The 25,170-nt window shown below is 48.9% G+C and carries 24 protein-coding genes and 1 other annotated feature; of the genes, 5 read left to right on the forward strand and 19 right to left on the reverse strand.

From position 1 onward, the window contains the following. Positions 1–15 precede the first annotated feature (15 nt). The 6 genes from NYE70_RS17025 to NYE70_RS17050 all read right to left on the reverse strand — a co-directional run bounded on the left by NYE70_RS17025 (position 16) and on the right by NYE70_RS17050 (position 4,948). Positions 16–567: an NADAR family protein gene (locus tag NYE70_RS17025; protein ID WP_211024770.1), complete on the reverse strand. Its 552-nt coding sequence runs from the start codon at positions 565–567 to the stop codon at positions 16–18. Next, on the reverse strand, positions 564–1,457 hold the full coding sequence (locus NYE70_RS17030; RefSeq protein ID WP_290406747.1) for an NUDIX hydrolase: 894 nt from the start codon (positions 1,455–1,457) through the stop codon (positions 564–566). Before NYE70_RS17030 ends, NYE70_RS17025 begins: the two co-directional genes overlap by 4 nt. 215 nt (positions 1,458–1,672) lie before the next feature. Next, the gene (locus NYE70_RS17035; RefSeq protein WP_341047054.1) at positions 1,673–2,683 is read right to left on the reverse strand and encodes an AAA family ATPase; all 1,011 of its coding nucleotides are present in this window, start codon (positions 2,681–2,683) and stop codon (positions 1,673–1,675) included. Further along, complete coding sequence (gene pnuC, locus NYE70_RS17040) at positions 2,680–3,360, reverse strand: nicotinamide riboside transporter PnuC (protein WP_341047056.1); 681 nt, start codon at positions 3,358–3,360, stop codon at positions 2,680–2,682. The genes NYE70_RS17035 and pnuC overlap by 4 nt, the downstream gene beginning before the upstream one ends. A 112-nt stretch (positions 3,361–3,472) precedes the next feature. After that, a complete protein-coding gene (locus NYE70_RS17045; protein WP_247682009.1) occupies positions 3,473–4,129 on the reverse strand; it encodes a deoxynucleoside kinase in 657 nt (218 codons plus the stop codon). 63 nt (positions 4,130–4,192) lie between these two features. Continuing rightward, entirely contained in the window at positions 4,193–4,948 is a 756-nt protein-coding gene (locus NYE70_RS17050) for a spermidine synthase (protein ID WP_290406744.1), read from the reverse strand. Positions 4,949–5,090: 142 nt separating this feature from the next. Between NYE70_RS17050 and NYE70_RS17055 the strand changes: the two genes are divergently transcribed. After that, positions 5,091–6,035 (forward strand): copper amine oxidase N-terminal domain-containing protein, encoded by a 945-nt coding sequence (locus NYE70_RS17055; RefSeq protein WP_290406743.1) that lies wholly within the window; start codon positions 5,091–5,093, stop codon positions 6,033–6,035. A gap of 86 nt (positions 6,036–6,121) precedes the next feature. On the opposite strand, the gene NYE70_RS17060 is transcribed toward NYE70_RS17055, so the two are convergent. The 3 genes from NYE70_RS17060 to NYE70_RS17070 form a co-directional block, all read right to left on the reverse strand. Next, the gene (locus NYE70_RS17060; protein ID WP_211026252.1) at positions 6,122–7,450 is read right to left on the reverse strand and encodes an IS3 family transposase; all 1,329 of its coding nucleotides are present in this window, start codon (positions 7,448–7,450) and stop codon (positions 6,122–6,124) included. 117 nt (positions 7,451–7,567) lie between these two features. Beyond that, positions 7,568–8,482 carry an HPr(Ser) kinase/phosphatase gene (gene hprK / locus NYE70_RS17065; protein WP_211024925.1) on the reverse strand — a complete coding sequence of 305 codons (915 nt, stop codon included), beginning with the start codon at positions 8,480–8,482 and terminating at the stop codon, positions 7,568–7,570. Positions 8,483–8,548: 66 nt separating this feature from the next. Next, entirely contained in the window at positions 8,549–9,223 is a 675-nt protein-coding gene (locus NYE70_RS17070; protein ID WP_341047059.1) for an HAD family hydrolase, read from the reverse strand. A 297-nt stretch (positions 9,224–9,520) separates the two neighbouring features. Here NYE70_RS17070 and NYE70_RS17075 point away from each other — a divergent pair, with 297 nt between their 5' ends. The 4 genes from NYE70_RS17075 to NYE70_RS17090 are packed head-to-tail and all read left to right on the forward strand — an operon-like array spanning position 9,521 to position 13,461. Next, positions 9,521–10,615 carry an iron-siderophore ABC transporter substrate-binding protein gene (locus tag NYE70_RS17075; RefSeq protein WP_341047061.1) on the forward strand — a complete coding sequence of 365 codons (1,095 nt, stop codon included), beginning with the start codon at positions 9,521–9,523 and terminating at the stop codon, positions 10,613–10,615. Next, entirely contained in the window at positions 10,608–11,624 is a 1,017-nt protein-coding gene (locus NYE70_RS17080; RefSeq protein WP_341047063.1) for a FecCD family ABC transporter permease, read from the forward strand. The genes NYE70_RS17075 and NYE70_RS17080 overlap by 8 nt, the downstream gene beginning before the upstream one ends. Continuing rightward, complete coding sequence (locus tag NYE70_RS17085; RefSeq protein WP_290408704.1) at positions 11,621–12,652, forward strand: FecCD family ABC transporter permease; 1,032 nt, start codon at positions 11,621–11,623, stop codon at positions 12,650–12,652. Before NYE70_RS17080 ends, NYE70_RS17085 begins: the two co-directional genes overlap by 4 nt. After that, positions 12,652–13,461, forward strand: a complete 810-nt coding sequence (locus NYE70_RS17090) for an ABC transporter ATP-binding protein (RefSeq protein ID WP_341047066.1) — start codon at positions 12,652–12,654, stop codon at positions 13,459–13,461. The genes NYE70_RS17085 and NYE70_RS17090 overlap by 1 nt, the downstream gene beginning before the upstream one ends. A 114-nt stretch (positions 13,462–13,575) precedes the next feature. On the opposite strand, the gene NYE70_RS17095 is transcribed toward NYE70_RS17090, so the two are convergent. The 10 genes from NYE70_RS17095 to NYE70_RS17140 all read right to left on the reverse strand — a co-directional run bounded on the left by NYE70_RS17095 (position 13,576) and on the right by NYE70_RS17140 (position 25,131). Then, positions 13,576–14,970 (reverse strand): MATE family efflux transporter, encoded by a 1,395-nt coding sequence (locus tag NYE70_RS17095; RefSeq protein ID WP_445323803.1) that lies wholly within the window; start codon positions 14,968–14,970, stop codon positions 13,576–13,578. A 149-nt stretch (positions 14,971–15,119) separates the two neighbouring features. Further along, positions 15,120–15,503, reverse strand: a complete 384-nt coding sequence (locus NYE70_RS17100) for a RidA family protein (protein WP_211024947.1) — start codon at positions 15,501–15,503, stop codon at positions 15,120–15,122. A 47-nt stretch (positions 15,504–15,550) separates the two neighbouring features. Continuing rightward, positions 15,551–17,041: a Na+/H+ antiporter NhaC gene (gene nhaC, locus NYE70_RS17105; protein ID WP_213653442.1), complete on the reverse strand. Its 1,491-nt coding sequence runs from the start codon at positions 17,039–17,041 to the stop codon at positions 15,551–15,553. A 33-nt stretch (positions 17,042–17,074) separates the two neighbouring features. Then, on the reverse strand, positions 17,075–18,253 hold the full coding sequence (locus tag NYE70_RS17110) for a MalY/PatB family protein (RefSeq protein WP_341047069.1): 1,179 nt from the start codon (positions 18,251–18,253) through the stop codon (positions 17,075–17,077). 35 nt (positions 18,254–18,288) lie between these two features. After that, complete coding sequence (locus NYE70_RS17115) at positions 18,289–18,966, reverse strand: helix-turn-helix transcriptional regulator (protein ID WP_341047070.1); 678 nt, start codon at positions 18,964–18,966, stop codon at positions 18,289–18,291. Between the two features lie 244 nt (positions 18,967–19,210). Beyond that, positions 19,211–20,887 carry a 2-isopropylmalate synthase gene (locus tag NYE70_RS17120; RefSeq protein ID WP_341047071.1) on the reverse strand — a complete coding sequence of 559 codons (1,677 nt, stop codon included), beginning with the start codon at positions 20,885–20,887 and terminating at the stop codon, positions 19,211–19,213. Positions 20,888–20,951: 64 nt separating this feature from the next. After that, positions 20,952–21,217, reverse strand: a binding site (T-box leader). 290 nt (positions 21,218–21,507) lie between these two features. Then, positions 21,508–22,227, reverse strand: a complete 720-nt coding sequence (locus NYE70_RS17125) for a Crp/Fnr family transcriptional regulator (RefSeq protein WP_211024957.1) — start codon at positions 22,225–22,227, stop codon at positions 21,508–21,510. Between the two features lie 222 nt (positions 22,228–22,449). After that, positions 22,450–22,617, reverse strand: coding sequence for a rubredoxin (gene rd / locus NYE70_RS17130; RefSeq protein WP_211025080.1), 168 nt, complete (start codon positions 22,615–22,617; stop codon positions 22,450–22,452). Positions 22,618–22,649: 32 nt separating this feature from the next. Then, positions 22,650–23,882, reverse strand: coding sequence for an NAD(P)/FAD-dependent oxidoreductase (locus NYE70_RS17135; protein ID WP_211024960.1), 1,233 nt, complete (start codon positions 23,880–23,882; stop codon positions 22,650–22,652). Positions 23,883–23,898: 16 nt separating this feature from the next. Continuing rightward, positions 23,899–25,131 carry an FprA family A-type flavoprotein gene (locus NYE70_RS17140; RefSeq protein ID WP_211024962.1) on the reverse strand — a complete coding sequence of 411 codons (1,233 nt, stop codon included), beginning with the start codon at positions 25,129–25,131 and terminating at the stop codon, positions 23,899–23,901. Positions 25,132–25,170 lie beyond the last annotated feature (39 nt).

Here is a 25,170-nt window from a genome sequence, read left to right on the forward strand (position 1 = left end):
CTGTTTCTGCAAAAGCTAACTCCGCAGCAACTCGTCCCGCGCCTCGGTCAGCGCGAAGCCGAGCAGGTTTCTGCCCCGCCATTTCACTGGATTCTCTGCGTCCGGATTGGACTGGCCCATGCCGATTCCCCAGATGCGGTCCCGCGGACTGGCCTCGACGAGAATGCGGTTTTTCGTTGATTTGAGATATTCGCCAAGCTTCGGATTCTGCGAAAATTTGGCCAAGCTCGCTCTTTTGACGATGCCGTAGCATTCCTTGTCCCAAATCTCCTTGTCGAAGTTTCGGACCGCGCGCCCGTAGGCTTTCATCTCCTTGGGATGCTTGGCCTTCAGGATCGACTCCAGCATTTCCTCATCACCGAACAGCCTTGCCTTCTCGGCCATCATAAACTGCTCCGCGCAGGAATACTCCGTCCCCTCTACCGTGAACGGGCACATCCACCATTGACTGAAGCAGCTTTTGTCGACGCCTCCGTCTTTAGGCGGCGTATGGCCCCAAAAGAACACATACTTGAATGTTTTTCCCGCGTTATATGCTTTTCTTAACTCTTCGAGATTGTATATCATCGTGAATCCTCCAAATTTCTCCGATACAAGCGGGATGGGCGGTGCCCCGCGTTTTCGGTGTAATGATCGGTCTCCGTCACGAGGTCCGCCACCTTGCGCCGGAAGGCCGCCTTCAGCAGCTCTTTGTCCATAATGACCTCGTAAACCTGTTGCAATTCCGTTAAAGTAAACAGCTTCGGCATCAAGTGCAGCGCAATATCGGTATAATTCACTTTGCCCCGCAGCCGCTCGATCGCGCATGCTATGATCTTGGCATGGTCAAAAGCCAGTCCGTCATTCGATACAATCGAATAATCCGTTCCCGTCGATGTAGCCCTTGCTGTCACCGTCCTCGCCACGACCGCCGAGAGCTCTTCTCCTTCGCTGCTGAGCTTGAGCTCATATTCCAGCGTCTTGACGTATCCGTCTTCGACCAGTTCCTTCCGCTCCCGCAACAGCCGATAGGATAACTTGAACCAAGCCGCTTCGGCCGCGTCGTCTCCGGCCTTAAGCTCCAATTGGTCGCTGTTGATCAGGGCCATATAGCTGCAGCTCATCACCCAGGTTCGCGGGTCCCGCCCGATATCGCTGAACGTATACAACTGCTCCAAATAAACGTCGTCTACGCCGGTTTCCTCACGCAGCTCCCTTACCGCGGCCTGTTCCGTCGTCTCGTTCGGACGGACGAAGCCGCCGGGCAGCGCCCATTTGCCCAGAAAAGGGTGACCCCCCCGGCGAATGAGCAGAATGCGCAGCTCTTTTTCCGGCAGTTTGCGATAGCTGTCCGCCTCCGAATCCGTAACGGTGAAAATGACCATATCCGCCGCCACTGAAGGCCGCTCGAAATCCCCTGCCCGGTACTGCTCCAAAAATTCGTGTTCCGTAAGTCCATCGCGATCCAGCATATCCATCGGGTTCGCCTCCTTGTTTTGATTCTATATAAGTTGAACTATTGAAATGGATGTGGGGCAAGTACGTAAAATGTTCTTACGATCGCTGTTGTTCCCGGATTTCATGATTATATAAGATCTAATGAGGTAGAAATCTGATCACAAAGGCGAACGCTCCGCTTCTTCAGAATCATTTTACTCCCTTGCCTGCATCTTATTCTTTAGTCCACCTTATTCTAACCGTGCAGCTCCCCGAAATAGTTCCGGTAGGGCTCGAAATTGGCCAGCACCTCGTCTACCTTGCGCATGCGTTCCTCCAGGCTTCCCCGCAGCGTAATGTAGGGAATCCGCCTCGCCTTCAAGTCTGCGATAATCTGCTTATGAAAAACATGCCGCTTCTGATCCCCGCTGCGGTCCCACGTATCGTCGTAAGGAATGTCGTCATCGCATAAAAAGAACAGATCGTACCGCTGTGCGTTCTCCAGAGCGATTCGGGTCAAGAGCTCCGGCGCCCGGCCGTGGTAATCCAGGGCGAACATGTACGTCGTAATCGCATTCGTATCGACGAATAGAACCCGGTTTGCCGCAAGCAATGCCTGCTCCTCGCGTTCGATATGTCCCACCGCGATTTCATCGAATGCCTCCAGGCCGATTCTGCGGTCCACCTGATGCTCGGTCCAATAATCGCGTCCGTATTCGCTCGCAAAGGTCGTGTGATACCGCTGCGCCAGCGCTTCGGTAAGGGTCGACTTGCCCGTCGACATCGCTCCCACAAATACTACCTTCGTAATTAAATCCCGGTATACGATATCGCTTACGAACTCTCTGTACTTATATGGATCGGAACGGACCATCGTCGCCGAAACCGGAACCACTTCGCGGGCCTCATCCACCCGCCGGTCCACCGCACCCAGCGCTAGGCTCATATGCTCGCCGTAAAACTCACTGGAGTAGAAGTGTGTTACTTGTTCACCATTCAGCAAGCCCAAAATATACTGTTCTTCCCGGATCTCATGCTCCCGGTCGTTCGAATACCCGTCCGGTCCGTCCCAAGCTTCAATCACGCGAACCGCCGGATAGAGCTCCCGAATCCAGTTCGCCCGGATTTGAAGCGGGATCGGGGTGACCGTCGTCTCGTAAATCACCACGATCAATTCGTCGACCTCTTGCAGCGCCGTTTCGATCATGAACTGATGCCCTTTATGCAGCGGGGCGAACTTTCCCAGCGTTAATCCCAGCGTCTTCATACTGTCGCCTCCTTGGCCCCTTTGTTCCAATTGTAGTAGCCGTATCCCGCGTTCACCAGATAGGCACTCCACATGACGATCATCAACAAGCCTCCACCGCTGCCCTCCACCATCCGAATCACCCACAGCAGCACCGTGAACAAATTCAGCACGATATAGACCAACCATTGTTCCTTAAATCTTCGCACCATTAAAAAGGTAGCCACCACCGACAGCACCGTCGTAATGGCATCGATGTAAGGCGAGTTCTGCCCGGGGATGAACGAAAGCCCGAATCCCAGCAGCAGACAGCCCGATACGCATACCACCCCAACGAGCAGCAGACCTTTAAGCTCCATCTGGCGCATGGCGAGCTTGCCGTCTTGGCGGTTATTTTTCCACATATAGAAGCCAATAACGTTCATGGGAACAAAGAATAGCAGGTTCAACATGACCTCTCCAAACAGACCGTTAATATAAGCCAAGTAGGCATAACCGAAGGTATTGTACATGCCGAACACATAACTCATCAGATTGCCCTTCGCCGCAAGCACTACGCACAGCACCCCGGTGATAAACACCGTAAACCCGAATAACGAATCCTTGGAAATGAAGGTAAACCCGACAGCGATTGAGGTAAACAACACCAACCAGGTTATTTCGAACAGGTTCCAACTACCCGCCATCTTCTTCATCATGCATCCCTCACTTCGTAACTTTATGATAATAACAATTTGTTACTATCAAAAATAACAGAATAGCCTGCGAATGGCAAGAATATTTTTCCTCTCCGTCGCAGGCTCAAATTTACTATCCCAACTGGGCCATCTGTTTCATCTGAATCGTATCGCTAATCCGGTGAACTATATCATCCAGCGATGCCGGGTCGTTCACGTCGTATTCCTCGATATTCAGCCGCAGCACTGGGCATGCGGTAAACCCTTCAATCCATTCGGCATACCGGGTATGCATATGCTCCCAATACGATACTTCCGTCCGAATCTCCATTTCGCGGCCGCGATCCTGAATGCGGGACAAGATGGCCGGCAGACTGCCCTCCAAGTAAATCAGCACATCCGGGTGCGGAAAATAAGGTGTCATCACCATGGCCTCGAAGAGACTGGTATACGTCTGGTAGTCCGTCGCTGACATCGTGCCTTGATCGGCATGCATTTTTGCGAAGATTCCGGTGTCTTCGTAAATGGAACGGTCCTGGACAACCCCTCCGCCCGCGGCAAAAATAACTTTCTGTTCCTTAAATCGTTCAGCCAAAAAATAGATCTGCAAATGAAAGCTCCAACGCTCGAAGTCGGCATAAAACTTCTCCAAATAAGGGTTATGATCCACCTTTTCCAGCGAGGTCTTGAACCCCAGCCGATTCGCCAGCGCAGTGGTCAATGTCGATTTGCCCACCCCGACCGTGCCCGCCACGGTTATCATTGCATTATCCGGTATTCCGTAGTTCATTATTTTAGGCTCCTTTACCCTTACCTTGTATCTCTCATAAGTGTTGAATTATATCGTTCACAATCAGTATTCATCCATCCGATCCTGGATGATATACCCTTCCTCCGGTTTGAAGGCTACAAAGCCGGCCATCTCCTTTTCGCGAAAACGTATCGGCTGCTGCGCTCCCATAAGAAGTATATTTCTTTTATCGGCCGCGCCCGTCTGCGGCAGTTCAAAGCAACAGGTATAAGAAAATACAGACTCTAACGTGGTGTGCACGGCACGGATCAGGTTATCGGATGACCCGCGTCCAAACAGATTCATGATGAGCGCGCCCCGCTCGTTCAGCTTGTCCCTGCACAGCATGAAGAAGGGCTCCGACAGCAAATGAAGCGGCGTATCCTTCTCCGTAAAAGCATCAAGAACTACATAATCATAGGCGAGATTCGGTTCTTTTTCCAGCATGTTTCGTCCGTCGCCAACCTCTACATTAGTCGCGGAATACCCGAAGTAACGACGGCTGACCTCCTGAACCCGGGGATCGATCTCCGCCACCTTCACCCGTTTATCCTGAAGTCTCGCAGGTATGGTTCCGATGCCAAGACCGATGACGTACGCTTCACTGTAGTCCGGGAGATAGGTATCCATAAGATGAAGAATGGCCCGGGGATATTCGAATACGATGCTTTCCGGATCGTCTAAGTCCAATACCCCCTGAGCTGCACCGTCCGAAAATGCCAGAACGCGGTATCTTCCGGGCTCCCCATCCAACTGGGCTGTTTCATAAACCATCAGCTTGCCCCAATCCTCATCTTCCTCCTCGTACAGCACCTGCATCCGCCCTACTTCCTCTCCGTGTTTTATATCAAAATAATGTTGTTTATCAGGGAAATATTGGATAGTATTTAACGCCGGCTATGTTATATTTAAGAAATTAGTCCTATTATTTCGAAGCCATAAACATGGCAAAGGAGACATTATGAAAAAAATAGTTTACTTGACGCTCGTAGGGTGCCTGACTATCTTCGCAGGTCTATTCTCTTACGCTCCCTCGGCTTCCGCTGCAGCTTCCGCATCTTACACTCTTTATGTCGACGGCAACATTTCATCATCAAAATTGCCAACTATCGTAGAAAAAGGTACCACGTTAATTCCGATGAAGGCGGTTCTAACCGATCTAAAGTATACCACGACCGTAGATAGCAAGAGTAAGGCGATTACGGCAAAAAATTCAGCAGGCTCTTACATCATCGTAACCACAGGAAGCAAAAAAGCAAAAATCAACGGATCTGCAGTTCTTCTCTCCGTACCCGCCAAGGCGTTGAACGGAACTACCTACATTCCTTTATCGGCCGTCAAGCAATTGACCGGCAAAGCCATCGGGGCGGATGCTTCTATGGGAATCGCCTGGATCGGGGAAAAGCCGGCGTCAACCGCCTTTATTCCGCCATGGGGAATTACCACGGACCAAATGAAGTCGGTTTCCGGAGAAAAGTCGCTTCTCGATGAAGGCGGAACGGGCGATATTTACCTCCTTTTGTACCAAGAATCGCCGGAAGACTTTGAAGAATTATATATCTTTTACAAAGACCAACTGGCCGCATCGGCCTACTTCCCGGACATTTCCGGCCAAAACGAAGCCTATATATTGGGCGTTTATTCCGGCATGTTCCATAGTACGCTTCGGGATTACGGCAAGCCGGTCGCAGGCTCCTTTGTTATCGACAAGGATATCGATGCGGTAAAACTTGATCAATACCTTACGCTTCTTGCCAACGAGGGTTCCTTATCAAGTACTTGGAAAATGGGAGACACTAAGATCATCATCTTATTAAAACCCACTGACAGCGGATACGCCCTGAGCATGAAGTACGTGAATGCATCCGTTGAATCCAAAGTCAAAGTCGCTTTAGATGCGATCTGACTAAATTAGTCCGTACAAATAAAAAAAAGGAGCCGGCGTTTCCCTAAACTGGTACCCTTGTCAAGGACACTTAAAAAAGAGAAGGCTTAGGCAACAGACAATAGATGATTCCTGTACTGAACAGGGGTCATCTTTTTTAATCCCCATTGATACCTGTGATGGTTGTAATATTGAATATAGCGGTCAATTTCGTCTTGCAACTCTTCAAAAGTGATGCAACCTCGACTATCTACATGGTCTTTCATGTGGCCAAAAAATGACTCCTGCGGGGCGTTGTCCCAACAGTTTCCTCGTCTGGACATGGACTGACCTAAACCTTTCTGCTTCAATAGCTTTTGGTACGTGGGGCTTGTATAATGGCTTCCCTGATCTGAGTGGATGAAAGCCTCTTTATGTAATTTAACACGTCTTTGTTTCATGAGTTTATCTATAGTTTGAGTGGCAATGGATAAATCAATTCGCTTTGAAAGATGATGTGCCAGTAGTTCCCCCGTAGAAGCATCCAATATAGTCGACAAATAGCCTACCTCCGTACGGTTGTAGGGAAGATACGTAATGTCGGTAAGCAAGACGAACCCCGGAATACCCTTCTTGAAATTCCTCTGTAACTGGTTAGGAAGAGTTCGATGCTCCAGGGTAGCTTTGGCCATACGTTTGTAGGGGTTCGGCTTTCTATGCGGACACACCAGGTTTAGTTTTTTCATTAACCGGCGGATTCTCTTTAGGTTGTAGGTGATACCAAATTCATTCTGAAGAACCATCTTTATGGAGCGAGACCCCTTTTTGAACCCTCTCCAATAGAATGCTTTCTTAATCCAGCCACCTGCCACGACGTCGAGTCTTGCACGTTCTAAGCGGGCGTCTGCAGCCTTTACATAGCTGTAATACCCCGAACGAGATACGTTAAGGAGTTTACAAAGATAGCGAGTCATACGCCCAAGGCCTTGGTCTACGGCCTCTGCAATTAACTCAAATAATTTAGTTTTGCTCAGATTCATTCCTTTTGCTACCAACAACCTTTCGTTCGAGTCTAGCTTTTTTAGTAGTTCAAGTTGGGACTCCAGGAGTTTGATCCGAGCATCTTGCTTGGCAATGACCTCCTCTTGCGTCAGTTCTCGCTGCAAGGGACGCCCCGAGCTGCCTTTACGAGAATCCGTTAAGCCAACGATTCCATCGCGTTTATACGCTCTCCGCCAACGATCAGCACACTGTTTTATACGACTCATCCCTATGACATTTACATCAAATCCATTGGCCTCAAAAATCTCCCTAGGCGTTTTTTGTAACATATTTTGATCGATGAAAAGCTGCTTAAATTCATCTGAATAAGTTATGGCCTTCGCACTTACATTCACCACGTACTTGTTTTGTGATAGGACCTCACGGTCCTCTTCGGTAAATCTCTTCTTGCTCATGCAATCCCCCCCCGATGCTTATTCCAGTATACAAAAAGGTACCCACAGCCTGAACACCTTTTTTCAAAGTGTCCAAACTATGGGTACCAGTTTACCCGCCGGCTCCTTCTTTATTTCCTATTGCATCTCGTTCTCGATCCGCTGCATGAACTCTTCGGCCGCGCTGTAACCCAGTTGCTTGAGATACCAATTGTTAGCCGCTGCCTCGATCAAACCGGCTACATCGCGCCCAGGCTGAAGCTGGACTTCGATATGCGGAATTTGAACTCCGAGGTATTCGGTGAACTGAGGCACTACCTCCAGCTCGTTATTCAGGGAGTTCTCCTGCCACGGGGCAAGCTCAATATCGAGCACGATTCGCGTTTCGTCCTGAAACGCCCTGCGCCCGTATTGGCGTACGACGTTGATCAGCCCAATGCTTCGAAGCGCAAGGAATTCGCGTGTTGTCTCGTTATGCGTACCCAGAAGTGTGGCCGGGCCAAGCTTTTTGAGCACCACAATATCGTCGGCCACGAACCGGTGGCCTCTGCGGATGAGCGTATGCGCTGTCTCGCTTTTTCCGATTCCCGATTTGCCTCTGAGCAGAATGCCTATGCCCGATACGTTCACGCATACCCCGTGAATGGATATTTCGGGAGCCATCGCCTTCACCAGATACCTGTCCAGCTTGGCGATAAATTCGGTGGTCGTCTCCGGCGTCCGCAGCAGCGGAATGCCCTCCTGATCGCAGAACAGCTTCAGATAGGGAATCTCCTGCTGTCCTGACGTCACAATAAAGCACGGCGGATGGTATTTGACGATATTCCCGATATGCAGCTTGCGTTCCTCTATACTCAGCGTAAGTAAATAAGTAATTTCCTTGCGGCCGAGCACCTGCACCCGCTCCATAGGAAAGAAATCGAAATACCCGACAAACTCCAGTCCAGGCCTATGCGTCCGCGGACGGGTAATCGTCCGGTCCATTCGGCTGGCTCCCGCAAGCACTTCCAATTGGAACGTTTCCGTAAGACTTTGAACGGTGATCGACTTCATATTGTTCTCCTCCTGCAACTAGGGCGTACCCGGAATGCACCTGGTCATCTTACATTTATTTCAGTTCTACTCTCTGGAAAGCGAATCCTGCAATCGGGGTAAAATCGTTCTTAATTCTAGCAAATCATCAATGACGATGTCAGCCCGGGAAAGCTCGCTGGCTTGCGCAAAGTCAAAATTACAACCTATGGCTACTAACCCATTGTCCTTGGCTGCCTTTATATCCGAAAGCCGATCTCCCACTACCGCTGCATTCGTTATACCATATTTTTTTATAATATACCGGACTAAGTCTGACTTATTCAAGGATTCGATATGCTGGATACTGAATGTTTCGGTCACCCAGTGGTCCAAATCGTAATAATTCACAATGGCATTTAAATAGTCCGCTAACCCATTACTGGCTATGTAGATCGAGCAATTATTCTCTTTTGCAAAAGTGAAAACTTCCTTCACGTTAGGATAAAGAGCACCCTTTCCCCTTTTGATATTCTCAATTAACCTCTCCAGAAAATAAGCATCGGTCTTCTTCCGCACTTCATTGGAATGATGAGGTAACAAAGTTTCCCATACCTTCGGAAGGGGTACGCCCATAATTTGACGGTATTGATCGAGCGGGGTTGCCCGATCCCATTTATTTAGCGCACGCAAATGGTTAAACGTATCCTCCAGGGACCATTCCAGGATTTTATCGGTTTGAAATAACGTGCCATCCATATCGAAAATGATTGATTGCAGCATGGTTCCTCCCTAATCGTAATATAATCCTTTGGCCATTTCCATAACAGAAGACATTCCTCCAGGGGGCATTGTCGTATCCGAAGCGGTGCGATTTGCGCCGTCATTCCAATTATAGTAAACGATAAAATCCCTTTCTATATGAGTAATCAACGATATCAATGCACAAAACCAAGAGTTAAGGACGCTTCCAAATTTTCCATTGACAATTAACTCAAGCGATTATATATTTATTGACATTGATAATCATTATCAAATGGACAATAGAAACTAAATCTTATATAAGGAAGGGTACAATTCATGAAGCAGAAACAAGGGTTCCCCTTAAAAACATTATTATTTTCGTTTGCGTTTATACTCGTCCTTGCCGGTTGTTCCGGAGAGAAAACAAGCACTAATTCTACACCATCCGCAGCTGCGAACAATTCGGCGAATAGTTCAACAAACACCGAACCGCCGGCCTCTCAAGATGAAGCTTCCGGATATCCGATCGTGATCAAGCACGCTTTTGGCGAAACTGTTATTGAGAAAAAGCCTGAGCGCATCGCCACCATTCAATGGGCGAACCATGATGTCGCCCTTGCCCTTGGAGTTGTACCCGTAGGTTTCTCGGCGGCGAATTACGGCGTCCAGGATGACAGCGGACTTTTGCCATGGACAGCCAAAAAGCTGGAGGAACTTGGCGTAAAGGACCCTAATGTATTTCAAGATACGGACGGCCTTGATTTCGAAGCGATCTCGGACTCAAATCCGGATGTAATTCTTGCAGCTTACTCCGGCATTACGCAGGAAGACTACGATATTCTTACTCAAATCGCCCCGGTGGTGGCCTATCCGACTACGCCTTGGCTGACTACATGGCGTGAGCAGGTCCTGTTGAATGCAACCGGTATGGGTATGAAAGCGGAAGGCGAACAGCTCATTAAAGACACCGAGAACTTAATTAAGGAAAAATCAACCGCTCATCCTGATATGCAAGGCAAAAAGGTGGTTTGGGTGAACTTCTCGGCTAAGGATATGTCCAAGTTACATATTTATACCCCTGCGGATCCACGCGGCTCATTCCTGCTTGAGTTAGGCATGGTTTACCCTGAAAGTGTTACGAAACAGATTACGGACCCTACCAGCTATTCCATGAATTTAAGCGCTGAAAATGCCGACGTTTTGAACGATGCCGATATCTTGATCGGATATGGCGGCGAGGACTTGTATCAAGCGGTTAAAGCGGATCCTCTGCTTGGCAAAATCCCGGCGATTCAACGCGGTTCCGTAGTGTTCATTGGTGACGGTACCCCTCTGGCGGCTTCCGGGAATCCGAACCCGCTTTCGATTTCTTATACTATCGATGAGTATTTAGGTTTAATTGACGGAGCTATTAGCAAGATCCATGAATAGTTCTAACTCTCTTATTCCGCGGAATTTTACGAAGGTGCTTATCATTTGTTTAGTCTTGCTGGGCATATGCGTGCTCGCCTCTCTGGTGCTGGGCTCCCGGCTGGTGAGAATTCCCGAACTGATCGACGGTCTATTTCACCCTGATGTCGACTCCTACGGGGCGAGCGTGGTCCGCAAGAGGATTTACCGAACGGTATTCAGTTTGTTCTGCGGTGCGGCACTCGGCGTTTCCGGAGCGCTTATGCAGGCGGTGACCCGTAACCCGCTCGCGGACCCGAGTATCCTGGGGGTCAACACAGGCGCGTCATTATTTGTAGTTTGCGGAATTGCATTCTTGAACATAAGTACCGCTAATCAATATATATGGCTGGCTTTAGCCGGGGCTGCGATTACTGCAGTGTTCGTATTCGGAATTGGCTCAATGGGGCGTGGAGGTGCCACGCCCATTAAGCTTATTCTGGCGGGCGCCGCTACAAGCGCTGCCCTTTCTTCCTTGGTTACGGCCATCATGATTCCGCGTTCTTATGTCATGGATCAATTCCGGTTTTGGCAAGTGGGAAGCGTCGGTTCGGCAACCTGGAGCGGGATTGCTACGTTTATTCCGTTTTTGGTCATTGGGGTATTAACCGCGATCCTTACCGCTCCTGCTCTGAATGCACTGGCACTGGGGGATGAAGTGGCTGCCGGACAAGGCGTTCGAACCGGAACGCTGAGACTGGTTGCGGCTCTGGCCGGTGTTCTCTTATGCGGTGCTACCACTGCGCTTGCAGGGCCAATTGGTTTTATCGGACTTTTATCCACCCATGTCATACGGCTGATTCTTGGCCCCGACCTGCGTTTCGTTATACCCATGTCAGCTATTTCGGGAGCGATCATTTTGACGATATCCGATGTATGCGGCCGGCTCATCGGCAGCCCCGGAGAACTGGAAGTCGGCGTTGTTACGGCGTTTATCGGTGCTCCCATCCTAATCCTATTAGCCATAAAATCGAAAGTGCGTTCATTATGAATAATCAATCCATTCCATTTATTGTTACGGGACGGCGGCAAAGACGCCGCAGATGGATCCTTGTTACCGGCATCCTTGCTATTCTTGCAGTTGGTCTATGCTGCGCCATGCTTTTATTGGGGAACACGATCTATCCGGTTAAAGACGTACTCCGAGCCCTTACGGGAGAGCAGCTTAAAGGCGTGTCTTTTGCGGTGAATACGATTCGTCTGCCGAGAATGCTGGCAGGTCTGTTTGCCGGATTTGCCTTTGGCGTTGCCGGGTACACCTTCCAGACCATGCTGCGTAATCCGCTTGCCAACCCGAATGTCCTCGGGATTACCTCCGGTTCGAGTGCGGCGGCTGTTTTTTGCATCATCATCCTGCATACGAGCGGAGCGGTAGTTTCTGTTGCTTCGGTGATTGCCGGTCTGGCTACGGTGATCGTCATATATCTATTGTCCAGAGGAACGTCTTTCTCCATCGGGCGATTAATCCTTGTCGGGATCGGTATGCAGGCCATGCTTGACGCCTTAATCTCCTATCTGCTGCTAGTCAGCGCAGAACAGGATGTTCCCGCAGCGATCAGATGGCTTTCGGGCAGCCTCAATGGCTCTCAAATGCATCAGTTGCCTCCCCTTGTCATAACGGTGCTTGTTTTGGCCCTTGTCGTGATCCTGCTGGGAAGACATCTCGATATTTTGGAGCTTGGAGAACAATCGGCGTCTTCTCTCGGGGTTGCTACAGACAAGACTAGAATTGTACTCATTCTGGGTTCCGTCTTCATGATTGCTATGGCTACCGCCACCACGGGTCCCATAGCCTTCGTCTCCTTCCTTTCGGGACCGATCGCGAAAAGACTGGCGGGAGTCGGCTTCTCCAACGTCATTCCGGCGGGTCTTGTAGGCGTTAATTTGGTTTTGGCGGCAGATCTAATCGGACAATTTGCTTTTGAGTACAGATTCCCTGTGGGCATCATAACCGGATTACTCGGAGCACCGTATCTGATTTTCTTGCTGATCCAAATGAATCGAAAGGGAGAGTTATAATGAAGCCGACACATCTTTTTCAAGCCGAACAGCTCGTAGCGGGCTATGAGAATAAAACGGTGATCCAAGACGTAAGCCTGGTCATACCCAGCCATAAAATAAGCGTTATTATCGGGGCCAACGGTTGCGGTAAATCAACGCTTCTCAAAACACTGGCAAGGCTGATAAAGCCCACTTCCGGGACCATTACGCTCGACGGAAAGCCGCTGGGCAAGCTCCCTTCCAAGCCATTGGCCCGGGTAATAGGCATGCTGCCTCAATCCCCTATCGTGCCGGAAGGAATCTCTGTAGCGGATCTGGTTGGTCGGGGAAGGTTTCCGCATCAGTCCTTGTTCGGCGGATGGACTAAAAAGGATAACGAGGCCGTGGCCGAAGCCATGAGAATTATGGATATCATGGAGTTTGCCAACCATCCGATCGACGAGCTGTCCGGCGGGCAGCGCCAACGCGTCTGGATTGCCATGGCTCTCGCACAGGACACCGACATTTTATTTCTCGATGAACCGACGACCTTTTTGGATATCACCTATCAAGTCGAGATTTTGGACCTGCTCACCGATCTGAACCGGAAACACGGAACCACGATTGTCATGGTTCTCCATGACATCAACTTGTCCGCGCGTTATGCCGACCATATTTTTGCGCTTCATCAGGGAAAGCTTGTCGCTGAGGGCGAGCCGTCAGAGGTCATTACAAGCACCTTGGTTAAGGACATTTTCGGACTGGATTGCACCGTGATCGAAGATCCGATTTCGGGATCTCCATTGGTGGTGCCTAGAGGAAGGTATCATGTGAATCAGGAAGTTTAGAAAAAAGGTTAGGAAAGCGGAAATATAAAAGGACCAGCCTCCAGGCTGGTCCTTTTTTTGAACTATTATCCTAACCCGGCTATCAGGCGGTTGTTTGTGCGGGATTCCAAATCCTTAGGAAGCCAAGTCGTTCTCTATCACATGAACAGGCTTAACGAGCGCCTTCTTCTCCCAGGCCCGGCTTCTCCAGCGAAGCAGCATGATGAGCCCGCGCAGCCACTCGTCAACCGTAAAGGCGATCCATACGCCAATCAGCCCGAACCCGAGATGTACGCCCAGGAAGTAGGCGAGCGGTACCGAGACTCCCCACATCGAGAGTACGCCCATCATGACGGGAAAACGCGCATCCCCGGCGGCGCGCAAGGAATTGATAATGACGATGTTGAATGTCCGGCCCGGTTCAATGATGAGGGAGAGCAGGAAAATACTCGCCCCTGCCGCTATAATAGCAGGGTCCTCCGTAAACATGCCGATCAGTCCATGCCGGAAGATTACGGCGACGCCTACGACGGCGAAGGTTAATATGAAGCTGATTCTCACGCTCTTCATCAGTCTCCGGTACGCTTCTTTCATTTCTCCCGCACCGACCATCTGCCCGACGATAATTTCCGTACCCGCCCCGATCGCCAAGGCCAGAGCCATGAAGTAATTGGATACGTTCATTACATATACATGAGTGTTCAGCGCCGTGATGCCAATCATATTAACAAAGCTCATAATCATCAGGTACTGCGACTGCCAAGCGAGATGCTCGCCCGCAGCAGGCAGGCCCACGCTAAGAACCTGCTTCGCATAGGATCTTTTCCAAGTCACATAATCCTTCAAACGAATCGGCGCGGGAATGCGGCGGTATAAAATCACGAGGAGAACTATGATTCCCAGAAAACGGCTGACGACCGTCGAAATAGCCGCTCCTGTTACGCCCATCTCCGGAAAGCCCAGGTTACCGAAAATAAGTAAATAGTTTCCTGTCACATGCAATAAGTTGACGCCCAGCGTCACATACATCACGCTCTTCGTGTGTCCGCTGGCACGGATGACGGAGGAAACCGCATAAGAGAGTGCCTCAATCCAGATAAACCCGCCGATGATCCTTAGATAATGGCTGGCGATTCCGATTTGTTCGGGATCCAGTTTCAACAAGTGCAGAAGGGTCTCTCCGAAAAACAAGAGGGTCATACTGACGAGGATGCCGAAGATCAGGTTCATCGTAATGGCCATCGCCGAGATGCGGCTTGCTTCTTTTTCACGCCCGGCACCGATATACTGGGAGACCGCAACGCTCGTGCCGATGCCGACAAACCCGAACATCAAAATGCAGAAGTATATAATTTCATTGGCCAAACCTACCGCACCTGTGGCCTTGTCGGAAATGCGGCTTAACATAAACACGTCAACCGTGCCCAGCATCATCCGCAGTACGGAATCAACGAGAATAGGCCAGGTCACGGCAAAGAGACTAAGTTTTTTCCAAGATGGAATTCGATCGGTTACAGTCACGTTGTACATGCTCCTAATTGTTTTTTTGCTTTCGACTTTCCTAGTTTAGCGTTCATTGCGGAAATCGTCTACGGGTCGCAAAAAAAGTCTTCCATCTCCATTAGGAGACGAAAGACTTTATCTTATTTGGTACTCAGATTAATGCGCTTAGCATCTGATTATTTTACGGCGATGACTTCGATTTCAACAAGACCGTCCTTCGGCAGCTTGGCTACTTCAACGGCACTGCGTGCAGGGTAAGGTTCGGAGAAAAAGGTAGCATACACCTCGTTCACTGAGGCAAAATCGGTCATATCCTGCAGGTACACGGTCGTTTTGACGATCTGTTCCATACCAAAGCCCGCCGCTTCCAGAATGGCTTTCACATTGCTTAGCGATTGCTTGGCTTGCTCCTCCACCGTCGGCGGAAATTCTCCGGCGGAGTTCATGCCGAGCTGGCCTGAGGTAAATATCATGTTTCCAAATTGAACGGCTTGAGAATAAGGACCGATCGCTCCGGGAGCCTCGTTGGTTGCAATTGCTTTTCTTTCGGGTTGTGTCATGAAAGTTCTCTCCTTTGATAGGCGCCAATTAAGGGACGCCATTTTATTTATTTTTCACTCGCCAAAACAGTCTCTCCACTGTACTCCTTCAGCATTTCCTGTTGCTGGTCCGGGGTGAGCTTGGTAATCCCAAAGCCGGTAAATCCCCAAATGATTGCAAAGATGATGCCTGTCCAGCATAGTACAGCCCATGGCAAGTAGGACAGCGTGGCTACACCCAGCGTGCCGGCCATATAAGCCCCCGCAGCCGTCCATGGCAGAATAGGTTCAATGATTGTCGCCGAGTCTTCGACTGTCCGTCCCAGATTCTTCGGATGCAATCCCCGCCGGATATAAGCCTCCCGCAGCATTTCGCCCGGCATTAGAATCGATACCTGACCGTTGCTGGTAACCCCGATCATCGTAAGGCCGGTAGCAATCGTTGCAAGAATAAGGGAGCCCGTGGAGCGCACATGCTTGAGGATCTTGTTTACGATCAATTCAAGCGATTTCGTAAGCGAAATCGTACCGGCGAACGTAATAGCACTGAAACAGATCAACAAGGTGCCCATCATGGAGTTCATACCCCCGCGGTTCAGAAGTCTCGGAATATCCGGGATCACCGCTGCGGCATCAAAGCCTTGAACATGAACCATCGCAATGTCAAAACCGTTCACGACAGAGGTAACGACATCATGCAGGGTAAATCCCTGGAAGATCAGGGCATTCGCCATCGCGACCGCAGAGGAGATCAGCATGACGGGAACCGTTGGTTTCTTCCGGACCGATCCATAGAGAACGATCAGAATCGGAAGCACTAACAACAGATTCCAATGGAATACCGTGCTTAACGTATTCATAATTTCAGTAACCTTTTCAGGAATAGCCGTACCCGCGCCGTGCGTGTTCAAACCGGTAACTACAAATACCACACTGGCCACAATGAAGGAAGGAACCGTGGTGTAAAGCAAATGGCCGATATGCTCATAGAGATTAACTCCGGTAGCCAGCGCCGCCAAATTGGTCGTATCCGACAGAGGCGACAACTTGTCCCCGAAATAAGCTCCGGCAACCACCGCACCGGCCACAGCCGCAAGGTTGGCATCCAGTCCGGCACCTACGCCCATAAAGGCGATCCCGATGGTCCCGGCCGATCCCCAAGAGGTTCCGGTACACAGGGATACCACCGATGTTACAAGAAATGCGGTTATGAGCAAAAACTGAGGATTAATGATTTTAAGTCCATAGAATATCATCATCGGAATCGTGCCTCCGACCATCCAGGCACCGATCATAAAACCGACGGTGATCAAAATCAGAATGGCCGGCATTGTCTTGCCGATTTTTTGAGCAATCGAGCCCATGATATCGTCGTAGCTGTACCCCAATTTAATGGCAATGATCCCGGCTACGATGGTGGATGCAATAATAAGCGGCTCCGGCGGCAACTCGAATAATACATAACCCAATGACAGCAATAAAACCATGGTGATGATCGGTACTAGAGCCAAGAACAGCGTAGGCTGCTTAATGACTTTCTCTTTAATCGGCTTGGCCATGATAAGTTCCCCCTTATGATGTAAAAGAATAATTTATTGGTTATGACGTAACGGGTAATGTCTCGACATCCGTTCATACGCTTCCTTAAGAAGAGCCCGGGGCGCTCCGGCATTGAGACGGATATAACCCTCTCCGACCGCCCCGAACGAGGTGCCGAAGCTGACGCTTACCCGGCTTTTTTGCTGGATCCACTCCACTAAATCGCTTTCATTTCTGCTGCATGCCGAGCAATCTACCCACAGCAGGTAAGTCCCCTCCGGCTTAATAATCTTTAGCTCCGGCATATGCTCCGCAAAATAAGTTTCGGTAAAGACAATATTGTCCTCAATATAGGAGCGAAGCTCACCTAGCCAGTCGTCGCATTGCGTGTAGGCCGTTTCCAGCGCCGGTACCGCAAAAAAGGTGGGATTATGAATGCCGGCCTGTTTAAGCCCGAGTTGAAATTTTTCTCTTAACTGCTGATTCGGTATGACGATATTGGCGATCTCCAAGCTAGCCAGGTTAAAAGTTTTGCCCGGCGAGGTGCAAATAATAGAGCGATTCGCCACCTCTTCAGACAACTTGGCAATCACCGTATGCTCATGCCCTTCGTGGATAAAATCGGCATGAATATCGTCTGAGACAATCAATGCATCATAACGGCAACATAAGTCGGCCATGCGCTGCAGCTCATTCTTGGTCCATACCCGGCCTGTCGGATTATGGGGCGAGATGAGAAGGACCATCTTTACGCCTTCCTTCATCTGACGCTCCATGTCTTCGAAGTCGATCTCATATCGGCCGTCGATGAGCCGAAGGGGGCTCTCCGCCAATTGTCTTCCATTCAGCTTGACGGCATTGGCGATCGGCTGATATGCCGGCGTATGAATCAAGATCCGCTCTCCCTTCTCTGTGAACCGGTCTATAAGAATAGAGACCGCCTGAATGATCCGGGGACTGAACACGATCCATTCTGCGGGGACCTGCCAGTCATAAGCCTTGTCCAGCCAATGACGAACGCTTTCATAATAAGGCGAATAGAGATCCGTATACCCGTATATCCCGTGCCGGGCCGCTTCCGCCACTCTATCAACTACCGCAGGCGGAGCTTGCAGATCCATATCCGCCACGGAGAGAACCAGCATGTCGTCTCCCAGCTGCTGAGTGGTTCCGTCCCATTTTGCGCTATTCGTTCCCAGTCTGGAAATGACCTCGTCAAAGTTGTATTTCATGATGTCACCATCCTTAATATGTTGCCACGTAATTGTTATTTAAGCTTCTGTAAGTAACGATATACCGTCGGCTCCGAAATGGATAAGGCAGCCGCAGCCTCGGAAACGCCACCCTTCAATAAGAAGACGCCAAGATCATTGAGCTCACGAACAATGTCGATCTTCTCCTGGGACGATAGCCGATCCGGCGGTATGGCCAGCTTGCCGATCACCGAACCGATCATATGCTGCAGCAAGTCGTCGGGATTACCTTGGAGGTATTCGGCTGACGGCTTCTCTTGCTGGCGCGGGGGAGCTTCCGGTGAGGCTAGGAAGGAAGGCGAGCTGCCCTGTAAAATATGCTGCACCCATTCAGCCGCTACCTCCATGTGAGTAACGTCTATGTTCAAACACATCAGTCCGACCAACTCTTGATCGTCATTTTTGATGAAATAAGTAGAGGATCTGAAGTTCTGTCCAAATTTCCCTGTAGCCTTATAGTTAGCAATAAACGGTTCTTCCCGGTAAGCTTCGGTTTTTAGGATTTTCAATACCAGGTCGGTAGATCCGTCGCCTACTTTACGCCCGCTGATGAATCCGTTCTCAATGAAAATAATCGATCTCTCCGGATCGCTGATATCATGCACCACTACCTCACATTTGGGTCCGACAATCGCGGCGATAAAAGAAGCAACCGGAAAAAATCTCTCCAGATAATAGCGGTTGTTGTTCATTTAATGTTTACACTCTCCTTTCCGAATAACATTTATCTCTTTTATCGATATAATAATTTATTATCTTGATAAAAATATATTACAACGAGGATGAAACGTTTTCAAGAGTTAATTTTTTGAAAAAAAATTCTTTTTTTAAGTTAGTTACTATGGGGAAATTATAATAAACAAAAAAGGCGGGGCCTTTGCTTTTGTAAGCAAAGCCCCACCCTTTATGAAATCCTGCAACCGTGCTCTATAGAGATTAATGGTTCCCGTTAATACTCCGGCTCATTTGATTTACCGCACTGAATAAAGCTTTGATCGACGAGGTCATAATATCCACATCTATGCCGCAGCCCCAGTATACCTGGCCATTCGAAGCTTTGATGCCGATGTAAGAGACCGCTTGCGACTTAGAACCGATTTCCAAAGCATGTTCCGTATAGACCAGGTCGCTATATTCCAATCCCAGATAGGTTTGCAGTGCGTTGCTGACCGAATCCAGTCTTCCGTTCCCTGCACCTTTAATCTCCTTATCCCCGTCGCCCGTCCGTACCACAACGACCGTCTCAAAGTCTTCATCGCCGTTGATACGATATTTAACCAACTCGATAGGCGCTTTAAGATTTACATATTCCTTTAAGAAAATGTCGTAAATTTCATCCGGCATCAGCTCTTTTTGCTGGTGGTCCGATACGTTCTTAACGCAATATCCGAAGTGCTCGCGCATCTTCTGAGGAAGATCCAGCCCATACTTCTGCTGCAGCACGTAACCGATTCCGCCTTTGCCGGACTGGCTGTTGATCCGGATAATATCTCCCTCGTATTGTCTGCCGATATCCTTCGGATCGATCAACAGATAAGGAACCGACCAATACTGCGGATTCTTTTCTTCGCGCCATTTCATACCCTTGGCAATCGCATCCTGATGCGAACCGGAGAACGCCGTAAATACGAGCTCACCGCCGTAAGGATGTCTTTCGCTCACTCTCATCTTGGTCAATCGTTCATAAACGGCAAGAATTTCAGGAAGCGTCTCGAAATTCAGCTTCGGATCAACCCCGTGCGAGTACATGTTCAGAGCCAGCGTCACAATGTCTACGTTACCTGTACGCTCCCCGTTTCCGAACAGAGTGCCCTCCACGCGCTGAGCTCCAGCCAGCATCGCCAACTCGGCATCCGCTACCCCCGTTCCACGGTCATTATGCGGATGAACCGACAAAATGACATGTTCCCGATAATTCAAGCGTTCGCCTACATACTCAATCTGGCTGGCGTAAACGTGCGGCATCGACATGGATACCGTTGCGGGCAGGTTAATGATCACCGGATTTTCCGCAGTCGGCTGCCATTCGTCGAGAACTCGATTACAAATCTCCAGAGCAAACTCAATCTCCGTACCCGTGAAGCTTTCCGGCGAATACTGGAATTGGAAGTTCCCCTCCGTTTCCAATGCGCATTCCTTCAACAGCTTGGCGCCGCTCACGGCGATGTCGATGATTTCCTCTTTCGATTTGCGGAAGACTTGTTCCCGCTGCGCCAAGGAAGTCGAGTTATACAAATGCACGACGGCCTTTTTCGCGCCCTTCAGCGACTCGAACGTTTTGCGGATAATATGCTCCCTCGATTGGGTAAGCACTTGAATCGTTACATCGTCCGGGATCAGATCCTGCTCGATCAAAGTACGCAAGAAGGTGAATTCCGTTTCCGATGCTGCGGGGAACCCGACTTCGATTTCCTTGAACCCGATCTCCAGCAGCATTTTGAAGTATTCCAGCTTTTCCTCCAAATTCATCGGAACGATCAATGCCTGATTTCCATCGCGCAGGTCAACGCTGCACCAAATCGGGGCTTCCGTAATATATTCTTTGGTAGTCCATTTCAAGCTCGTTACCGGCGGTGCAAAGTATCCTCTAGCGTATTTTTCAACGTTTTTCATGGGTATCCAACCTTCCGTCATTTTTTGATTTAACACAAAAAAGCCTTCCATCTCCATTACAGATAACAGAGACGAAAGACTGTGACATCTTACGCGGTACCACTCCGAATTCACGCCATACACGGCATGCACTCTACGGATACGGTTTCCCGATGAACCGGTCAACTCATATCCTCCTGAAGATAACGGTCAGGACTCCGGCTCCGCCTACTTCACTGGTTCAGCGGGCAACTCCAAGGTGAGTTCAGTAATTCCTCGCGGCTGTTTCACACCAACCAACAGCTCTCTGATCGCTTAGAAAAGCTTACTATTCCTTTTCAACGTATTAGATATTATTGTCATGCTATAACGTCTAAGCCGCTTTGTCAATTGCCTTTTGTAATTTTTTATATATAAGATGAACTACTGAAATTGATGGTAGGGCAAGTACGTAAAATGATCCTGCGATCGCTGTTGTTTCCAGATTTCTTGATTTTGTAGGATCAAATAAGGTAGAAATCCGGAAACAAAGGCGACCACAGCTTATGCTTTCGATGCAGCTTTCTTTCAGAAAGCTTTTAGTTTCTTCGGATTCATTTTACTCCCTTGCCTGCATCATATTCCTTTGTCCATCTTATCTATTACTGAATATATTCGAGCAAAGCTTCTTGGTTCTTAACAAGCAGTTGTTTATTGCCCAGCAAGGATATGAACCCTAATTTCTCGAATTTGCTGAACTTTCGGCTAATCGTCTCCCGAGTAACCCCGACATAACTAGCTACTTCCTCACGCGACAACGGTAACTCAATCAGAACTCCCTCGCTGCGCTTACTGCCGAACTTTCGGCAAAACTCCAGAATCGTATAAGCCACGCGAACTTCCGAATTTTTCGTTGCGAGATTTTGCGCCAGGTTCTCGGTATGAGCCAGTCTTTGGGTCACAGCCGTTAATAGCTTAAGTGAAATTTCGGGGTTATCCGCCATGATCCGGTCCATAGATTCTTTGGTCAACAAGCATATTTCCGTATCTTCAATCGCATAGACACTGAAGTTATGGGTTTCATCCGGGTTAAATAAATGCAGCTCCCCGAAAAATTCCCCGCTAGTCAGCAGGTATAGTATTTGCTCCTTGCCATCCAGCGTAAATTTCGACACCTTAACTTGCCCATAGTTGACGATAAATAATTTATCCGAGTTCTCACCTTCATTTAAAAGCATCTGCCCTTTACTATACCGGATATGTCTGGTCATTTGAGCAATCTTCATGATCTCCTCATCGGACAAAGCTTGAAAGATCGGAACCTTCTTGGGACAAGGCACTTTTCGCCCTTTTGGATCATGGTTACAGGAATGTTCTTTCATAAGTGCATCCACCACCCTAATTCAAATAGTTTACGTTCTATATCTATCTTCATGGTATTTGATGATAATGAGTATCAATGAGAACAGTATACTCTAGGAATTGGGGTAGGCTTGTGCTCTCAAGCACAAACTACGCAGAAGCACCTCCCGGAATTGTTGTCCTACAATTCGATGGGAGGTGTCTGCGTTAAGGGGAATGTGCCCTATCCGGATAGATCCTTCCTATTCTTCGGGAACTTCTTCGAATTTATCTTGGTCTTCCCCGCATACAGGGCAGACCCAATCTTCGGGCAAATCCTCAAACGCAGTGCCCGGCTCAACATCCTCATCCGGATCTCCTACAGCAGGATCATAGATGTATCCGCAGGGGATACAGATGTACTTTTTCATCGATTCCATGTTGATCGTCTCCTTTATATTCGTTACGCAGTTATTGGTGTTGCAAGCCGTTCTTTGATAGCGGTCATAACCTCTTGAATCGACAACGCCTCCAGGTCCAGCCCAGCCAAGGATACTCGGCTCTCAATCGCTGTTTTATACGGCGCAGCCGCAATGACACTTTCAAATGAGATGACACCCACGATAGCTTGATTCGCAATAAACAATCTCGTATATTTTCCGGCAGCATCTTCTTCAACCAAGGTGGTATCACATTGCGACTCATCGACAAGCCCCATAGAGAATAAGGCAAGATCAAAGGCGTTAAATACCGTCATAGGAATCGTCTTCCGATAGACTTCCGTTCCTTGGGAGGCCATATTCTTGCCCGCTACTTTCCCTTGATCCATCGCACGGTCCCATAGACCTTCTACCGCGCCGTTCCACTCGGCAACATCTCCTGCCGCATATACATCAGGAACATTCGTCTCCATATAGTCATTGACGATAATCCCCTGCCGGGTAGTCACGGGCGTGTCCGCCACAAGGTCCAAGTTCGGAATGACGCCGATGGAGTAGATCACACTGTCACAAGGTATGGTTGCATCGTTGACTTGAATCCCTGCTACAGCTTCTTCCCCTGTAACCTGCTGAACTGCAGCCTGCAACCGGACATCAACTCCTGCTGCCTCAATCTTCTGTTGTAGCATGCAGCTTGCTTTTTCATCTAATTGTCTGGCCATCAGGCGCGGAGCGGCTTCCAGGATAGTTACTCTTTTGCCGGCCTTCACGATCGACCATGCGGTCTCCAAACCTTGAATGCCTCCGCCAATATTCACAATGCTTGATTTGTCTTCAATAAATTCCTTGAACGCCTCGGCCTCATGCAGTTCGCGGATCGTATACACCCCGCGCTTGTCAAAACCGGGAAGCGGCAGCTTTCGGTTCTTCGCACCTGTACAAATTAACAATTTATCATAGGAAATACGCTCACCTGAAGAAGTCATTAGTACATGGCTTTCTACATCGATTTGAGCAATAGCCGTGTTTGGAAGCGTCTGAATTTGTTGCTTCTGATACCACGCCTCTTTCTTGATCAGCACCTTCTCACTACGCAAATCGGCGAACAAATCCTTTGACAGCTTAATGCGGTTATAAGGCAACGAATCCTCAGATCCAAACAAGCGGATATTCCCTTCCGGATCTTGATCCCGAATGGCTTTTGCCGCGTTGACCGCAGCGACACCCGTGCCAATGATACAATAGTTCTTCGTCATAATTTCACCTCATCCCTTAGATCGCGCTTTGCAGCAAATCGGCAACAAAAGCGGCGGCGTGCTCAATTTTTTTCGACTGTTCATTTTTAGGGGAAAATCGGATCCGAACCGGAAACTCAACATGCGTCATTCCCGTTGATTTGATGACTTGGGAAGTGGTCTGTACATTCATATTCGTCTGTAAAAGATAGTCCTGGATGACCTCAATCGCTTCCCCGCTCCATCCGTAAGAACCAAATGCGGCGGCAATCTTGCCTTCTAAATTCATTTCCTTCAGATCCGTCAACAACTCTTCCAGGTTCCCGATGATATCCGCGTATTTGGTCGAGCTTCCGATCCATACGGCATCAGCGGCTTGAATGCTGGCGATGATTTCCGCTTTATCTGCTTTATCCGAATTAAATACCGTCGCCTGAATTTGGTTTTCTTCAAAGAATTGCTTGAGTTGCTCGGCTATTTTCTTTGTATTGTTCTTAATGGTTGTATAGACGATCGTTACTCGCTTGTTTTCTACGGCATTGGCGCTTAAAGTGGCATAGATGTCGATGTATTTCTGAATATCCGTGCGCAAAATATAGCCGTGCGAAGGGGCGATCATTTGAACATCCAGATCCTCCAGCGCCTGAATCAAGGTGCGCACGTATCTGCGGTGCGGGTGAATAATGGCATTATAGTAACCGATGAAATCATCCGTAATATCATAGCCGGCTTCATCTGCGAAGAGCGATTCTGTCGCGGCCACATGGGTACTAAAAATATCGCAAGGGAACAAAACCTTATCCTCGATACAATACGTTATCATCGTTTCTTCAGTATGCAGGTAAGGCGTTTCCTTGAATTTCAATGTTTTGCCGCCGATATCCAGCGTGTCGCCATCCTTTACAACCAGGAAGTTTCTCGAATGGAGCTTATACATTTCTTTCAACTCGCCAACCGCTAATTCCGTACACACAATCGTTGCGTTAGGCGCTCTGCCCGCGAGTGCTGCCAAACCGCCGGAATGATCAGGCTCCGTATGATTAATAACGATGTATTGGATGTCATTCGGATCAATAAATTCACTCAAATACTCCACAAACTCACGCCCGAATTCCATATCTACAGTATCGATAACGGTTGGTTTGGCTGTTTTGAGCAAATAAGCATTGTACGTTGTCCCTTTAGCAAGAATCAAACGGTGGAACGGCACCTCACGATCATCAATCTTTCCTACCCAGTATGTGTCCTTGGCTATCTCGATTTTGTTCATCTCTATGTCTCGCCCTCCTATTGGCTCGTTGTGTTTAAC

Source organism: Paenibacillus sp. FSL R5-0407 (assembly GCF_038009185.1).
In the GTDB taxonomy this organism is placed as follows: Bacteria; Bacillota; Bacilli; order Paenibacillales; family Paenibacillaceae; genus Fontibacillus; species Fontibacillus vini.

Bases quoted from the DNA above. Each gene is read 5' to 3' on its own strand.
- NYE70_RS17025 (WP_211024770.1), bottom strand. From the start codon at position 567: ATGATATACAATCTCGAAGAGTTAAGAAAAGCATATAACGCGGGAAAA.
- NYE70_RS17030 (WP_290406747.1), bottom strand. From the start codon at position 1,457: ATGGATATGCTGGATCGCGATGGACTTACGGAACACGAATTTTTGGAG.
- NYE70_RS17035 (WP_341047054.1), bottom strand. From the start codon at position 2,683: ATGAAGACGCTGGGATTAACGCTGGGAAAGTTCGCCCCGCTGCATAAA.
- pnuC (WP_341047056.1), bottom strand. From the start codon at position 3,360: ATGATGAAGAAGATGGCGGGTAGTTGGAACCTGTTCGAAATAACCTGG.
- NYE70_RS17045 (WP_247682009.1), bottom strand. From the start codon at position 4,129: ATGAACTACGGAATACCGGATAATGCAATGATAACCGTGGCGGGCACG.
- NYE70_RS17050 (WP_290406744.1), bottom strand. From the start codon at position 4,948: ATGCAGGTGCTGTACGAGGAGGAAGATGAGGATTGGGGCAAGCTGATG.
- NYE70_RS17055 (WP_290406743.1), top strand. From the start codon at position 5,091: ATGAAAAAAATAGTTTACTTGACGCTCGTAGGGTGCCTGACTATCTTC.
- NYE70_RS17060 (WP_211026252.1), bottom strand. From the start codon at position 7,450: ATGAGCAAGAAGAGATTTACCGAAGAGGACCGTGAGGTCCTATCACAA.
- hprK (WP_211024925.1), bottom strand. From the start codon at position 8,482: ATGAAGTCGATCACCGTTCAAAGTCTTACGGAAACGTTCCAATTGGAA.
- NYE70_RS17070 (WP_341047059.1), bottom strand. From the start codon at position 9,223: ATGCTGCAATCAATCATTTTCGATATGGATGGCACGTTATTTCAAACC.
- NYE70_RS17075 (WP_341047061.1), top strand. From the start codon at position 9,521: ATGAAGCAGAAACAAGGGTTCCCCTTAAAAACATTATTATTTTCGTTT.
- NYE70_RS17080 (WP_341047063.1), top strand. From the start codon at position 10,608: ATGAATAGTTCTAACTCTCTTATTCCGCGGAATTTTACGAAGGTGCTT.
- NYE70_RS17085 (WP_290408704.1), top strand. From the start codon at position 11,621: ATGAATAATCAATCCATTCCATTTATTGTTACGGGACGGCGGCAAAGA.
- NYE70_RS17090 (WP_341047066.1), top strand. From the start codon at position 12,652: ATGAAGCCGACACATCTTTTTCAAGCCGAACAGCTCGTAGCGGGCTAT.
- NYE70_RS17095 (WP_445323803.1), bottom strand. From the start codon at position 14,970: ATGTACAACGTGACTGTAACCGATCGAATTCCATCTTGGAAAAAACTT.
- NYE70_RS17100 (WP_211024947.1), bottom strand. From the start codon at position 15,503: ATGACACAACCCGAAAGAAAAGCAATTGCAACCAACGAGGCTCCCGGA.
- nhaC (WP_213653442.1), bottom strand. From the start codon at position 17,041: ATGGCCAAGCCGATTAAAGAGAAAGTCATTAAGCAGCCTACGCTGTTC.
- NYE70_RS17110 (WP_341047069.1), bottom strand. From the start codon at position 18,253: ATGAAATACAACTTTGACGAGGTCATTTCCAGACTGGGAACGAATAGC.
- NYE70_RS17115 (WP_341047070.1), bottom strand. From the start codon at position 18,966: ATGAACAACAACCGCTATTATCTGGAGAGATTTTTTCCGGTTGCTTCT.
- NYE70_RS17120 (WP_341047071.1), bottom strand. From the start codon at position 20,887: ATGAAAAACGTTGAAAAATACGCTAGAGGATACTTTGCACCGCCGGTA.
- NYE70_RS17125 (WP_211024957.1), bottom strand. From the start codon at position 22,227: ATGAAAGAACATTCCTGTAACCATGATCCAAAAGGGCGAAAAGTGCCT.
- rd (WP_211025080.1), bottom strand. From the start codon at position 22,617: ATGAAAAAGTACATCTGTATCCCCTGCGGATACATCTATGATCCTGCT.
- NYE70_RS17135 (WP_211024960.1), bottom strand. From the start codon at position 23,882: ATGACGAAGAACTATTGTATCATTGGCACGGGTGTCGCTGCGGTCAAC.
- NYE70_RS17140 (WP_211024962.1), bottom strand. From the start codon at position 25,131: ATGAACAAAATCGAGATAGCCAAGGACACATACTGGGTAGGAAAGATT.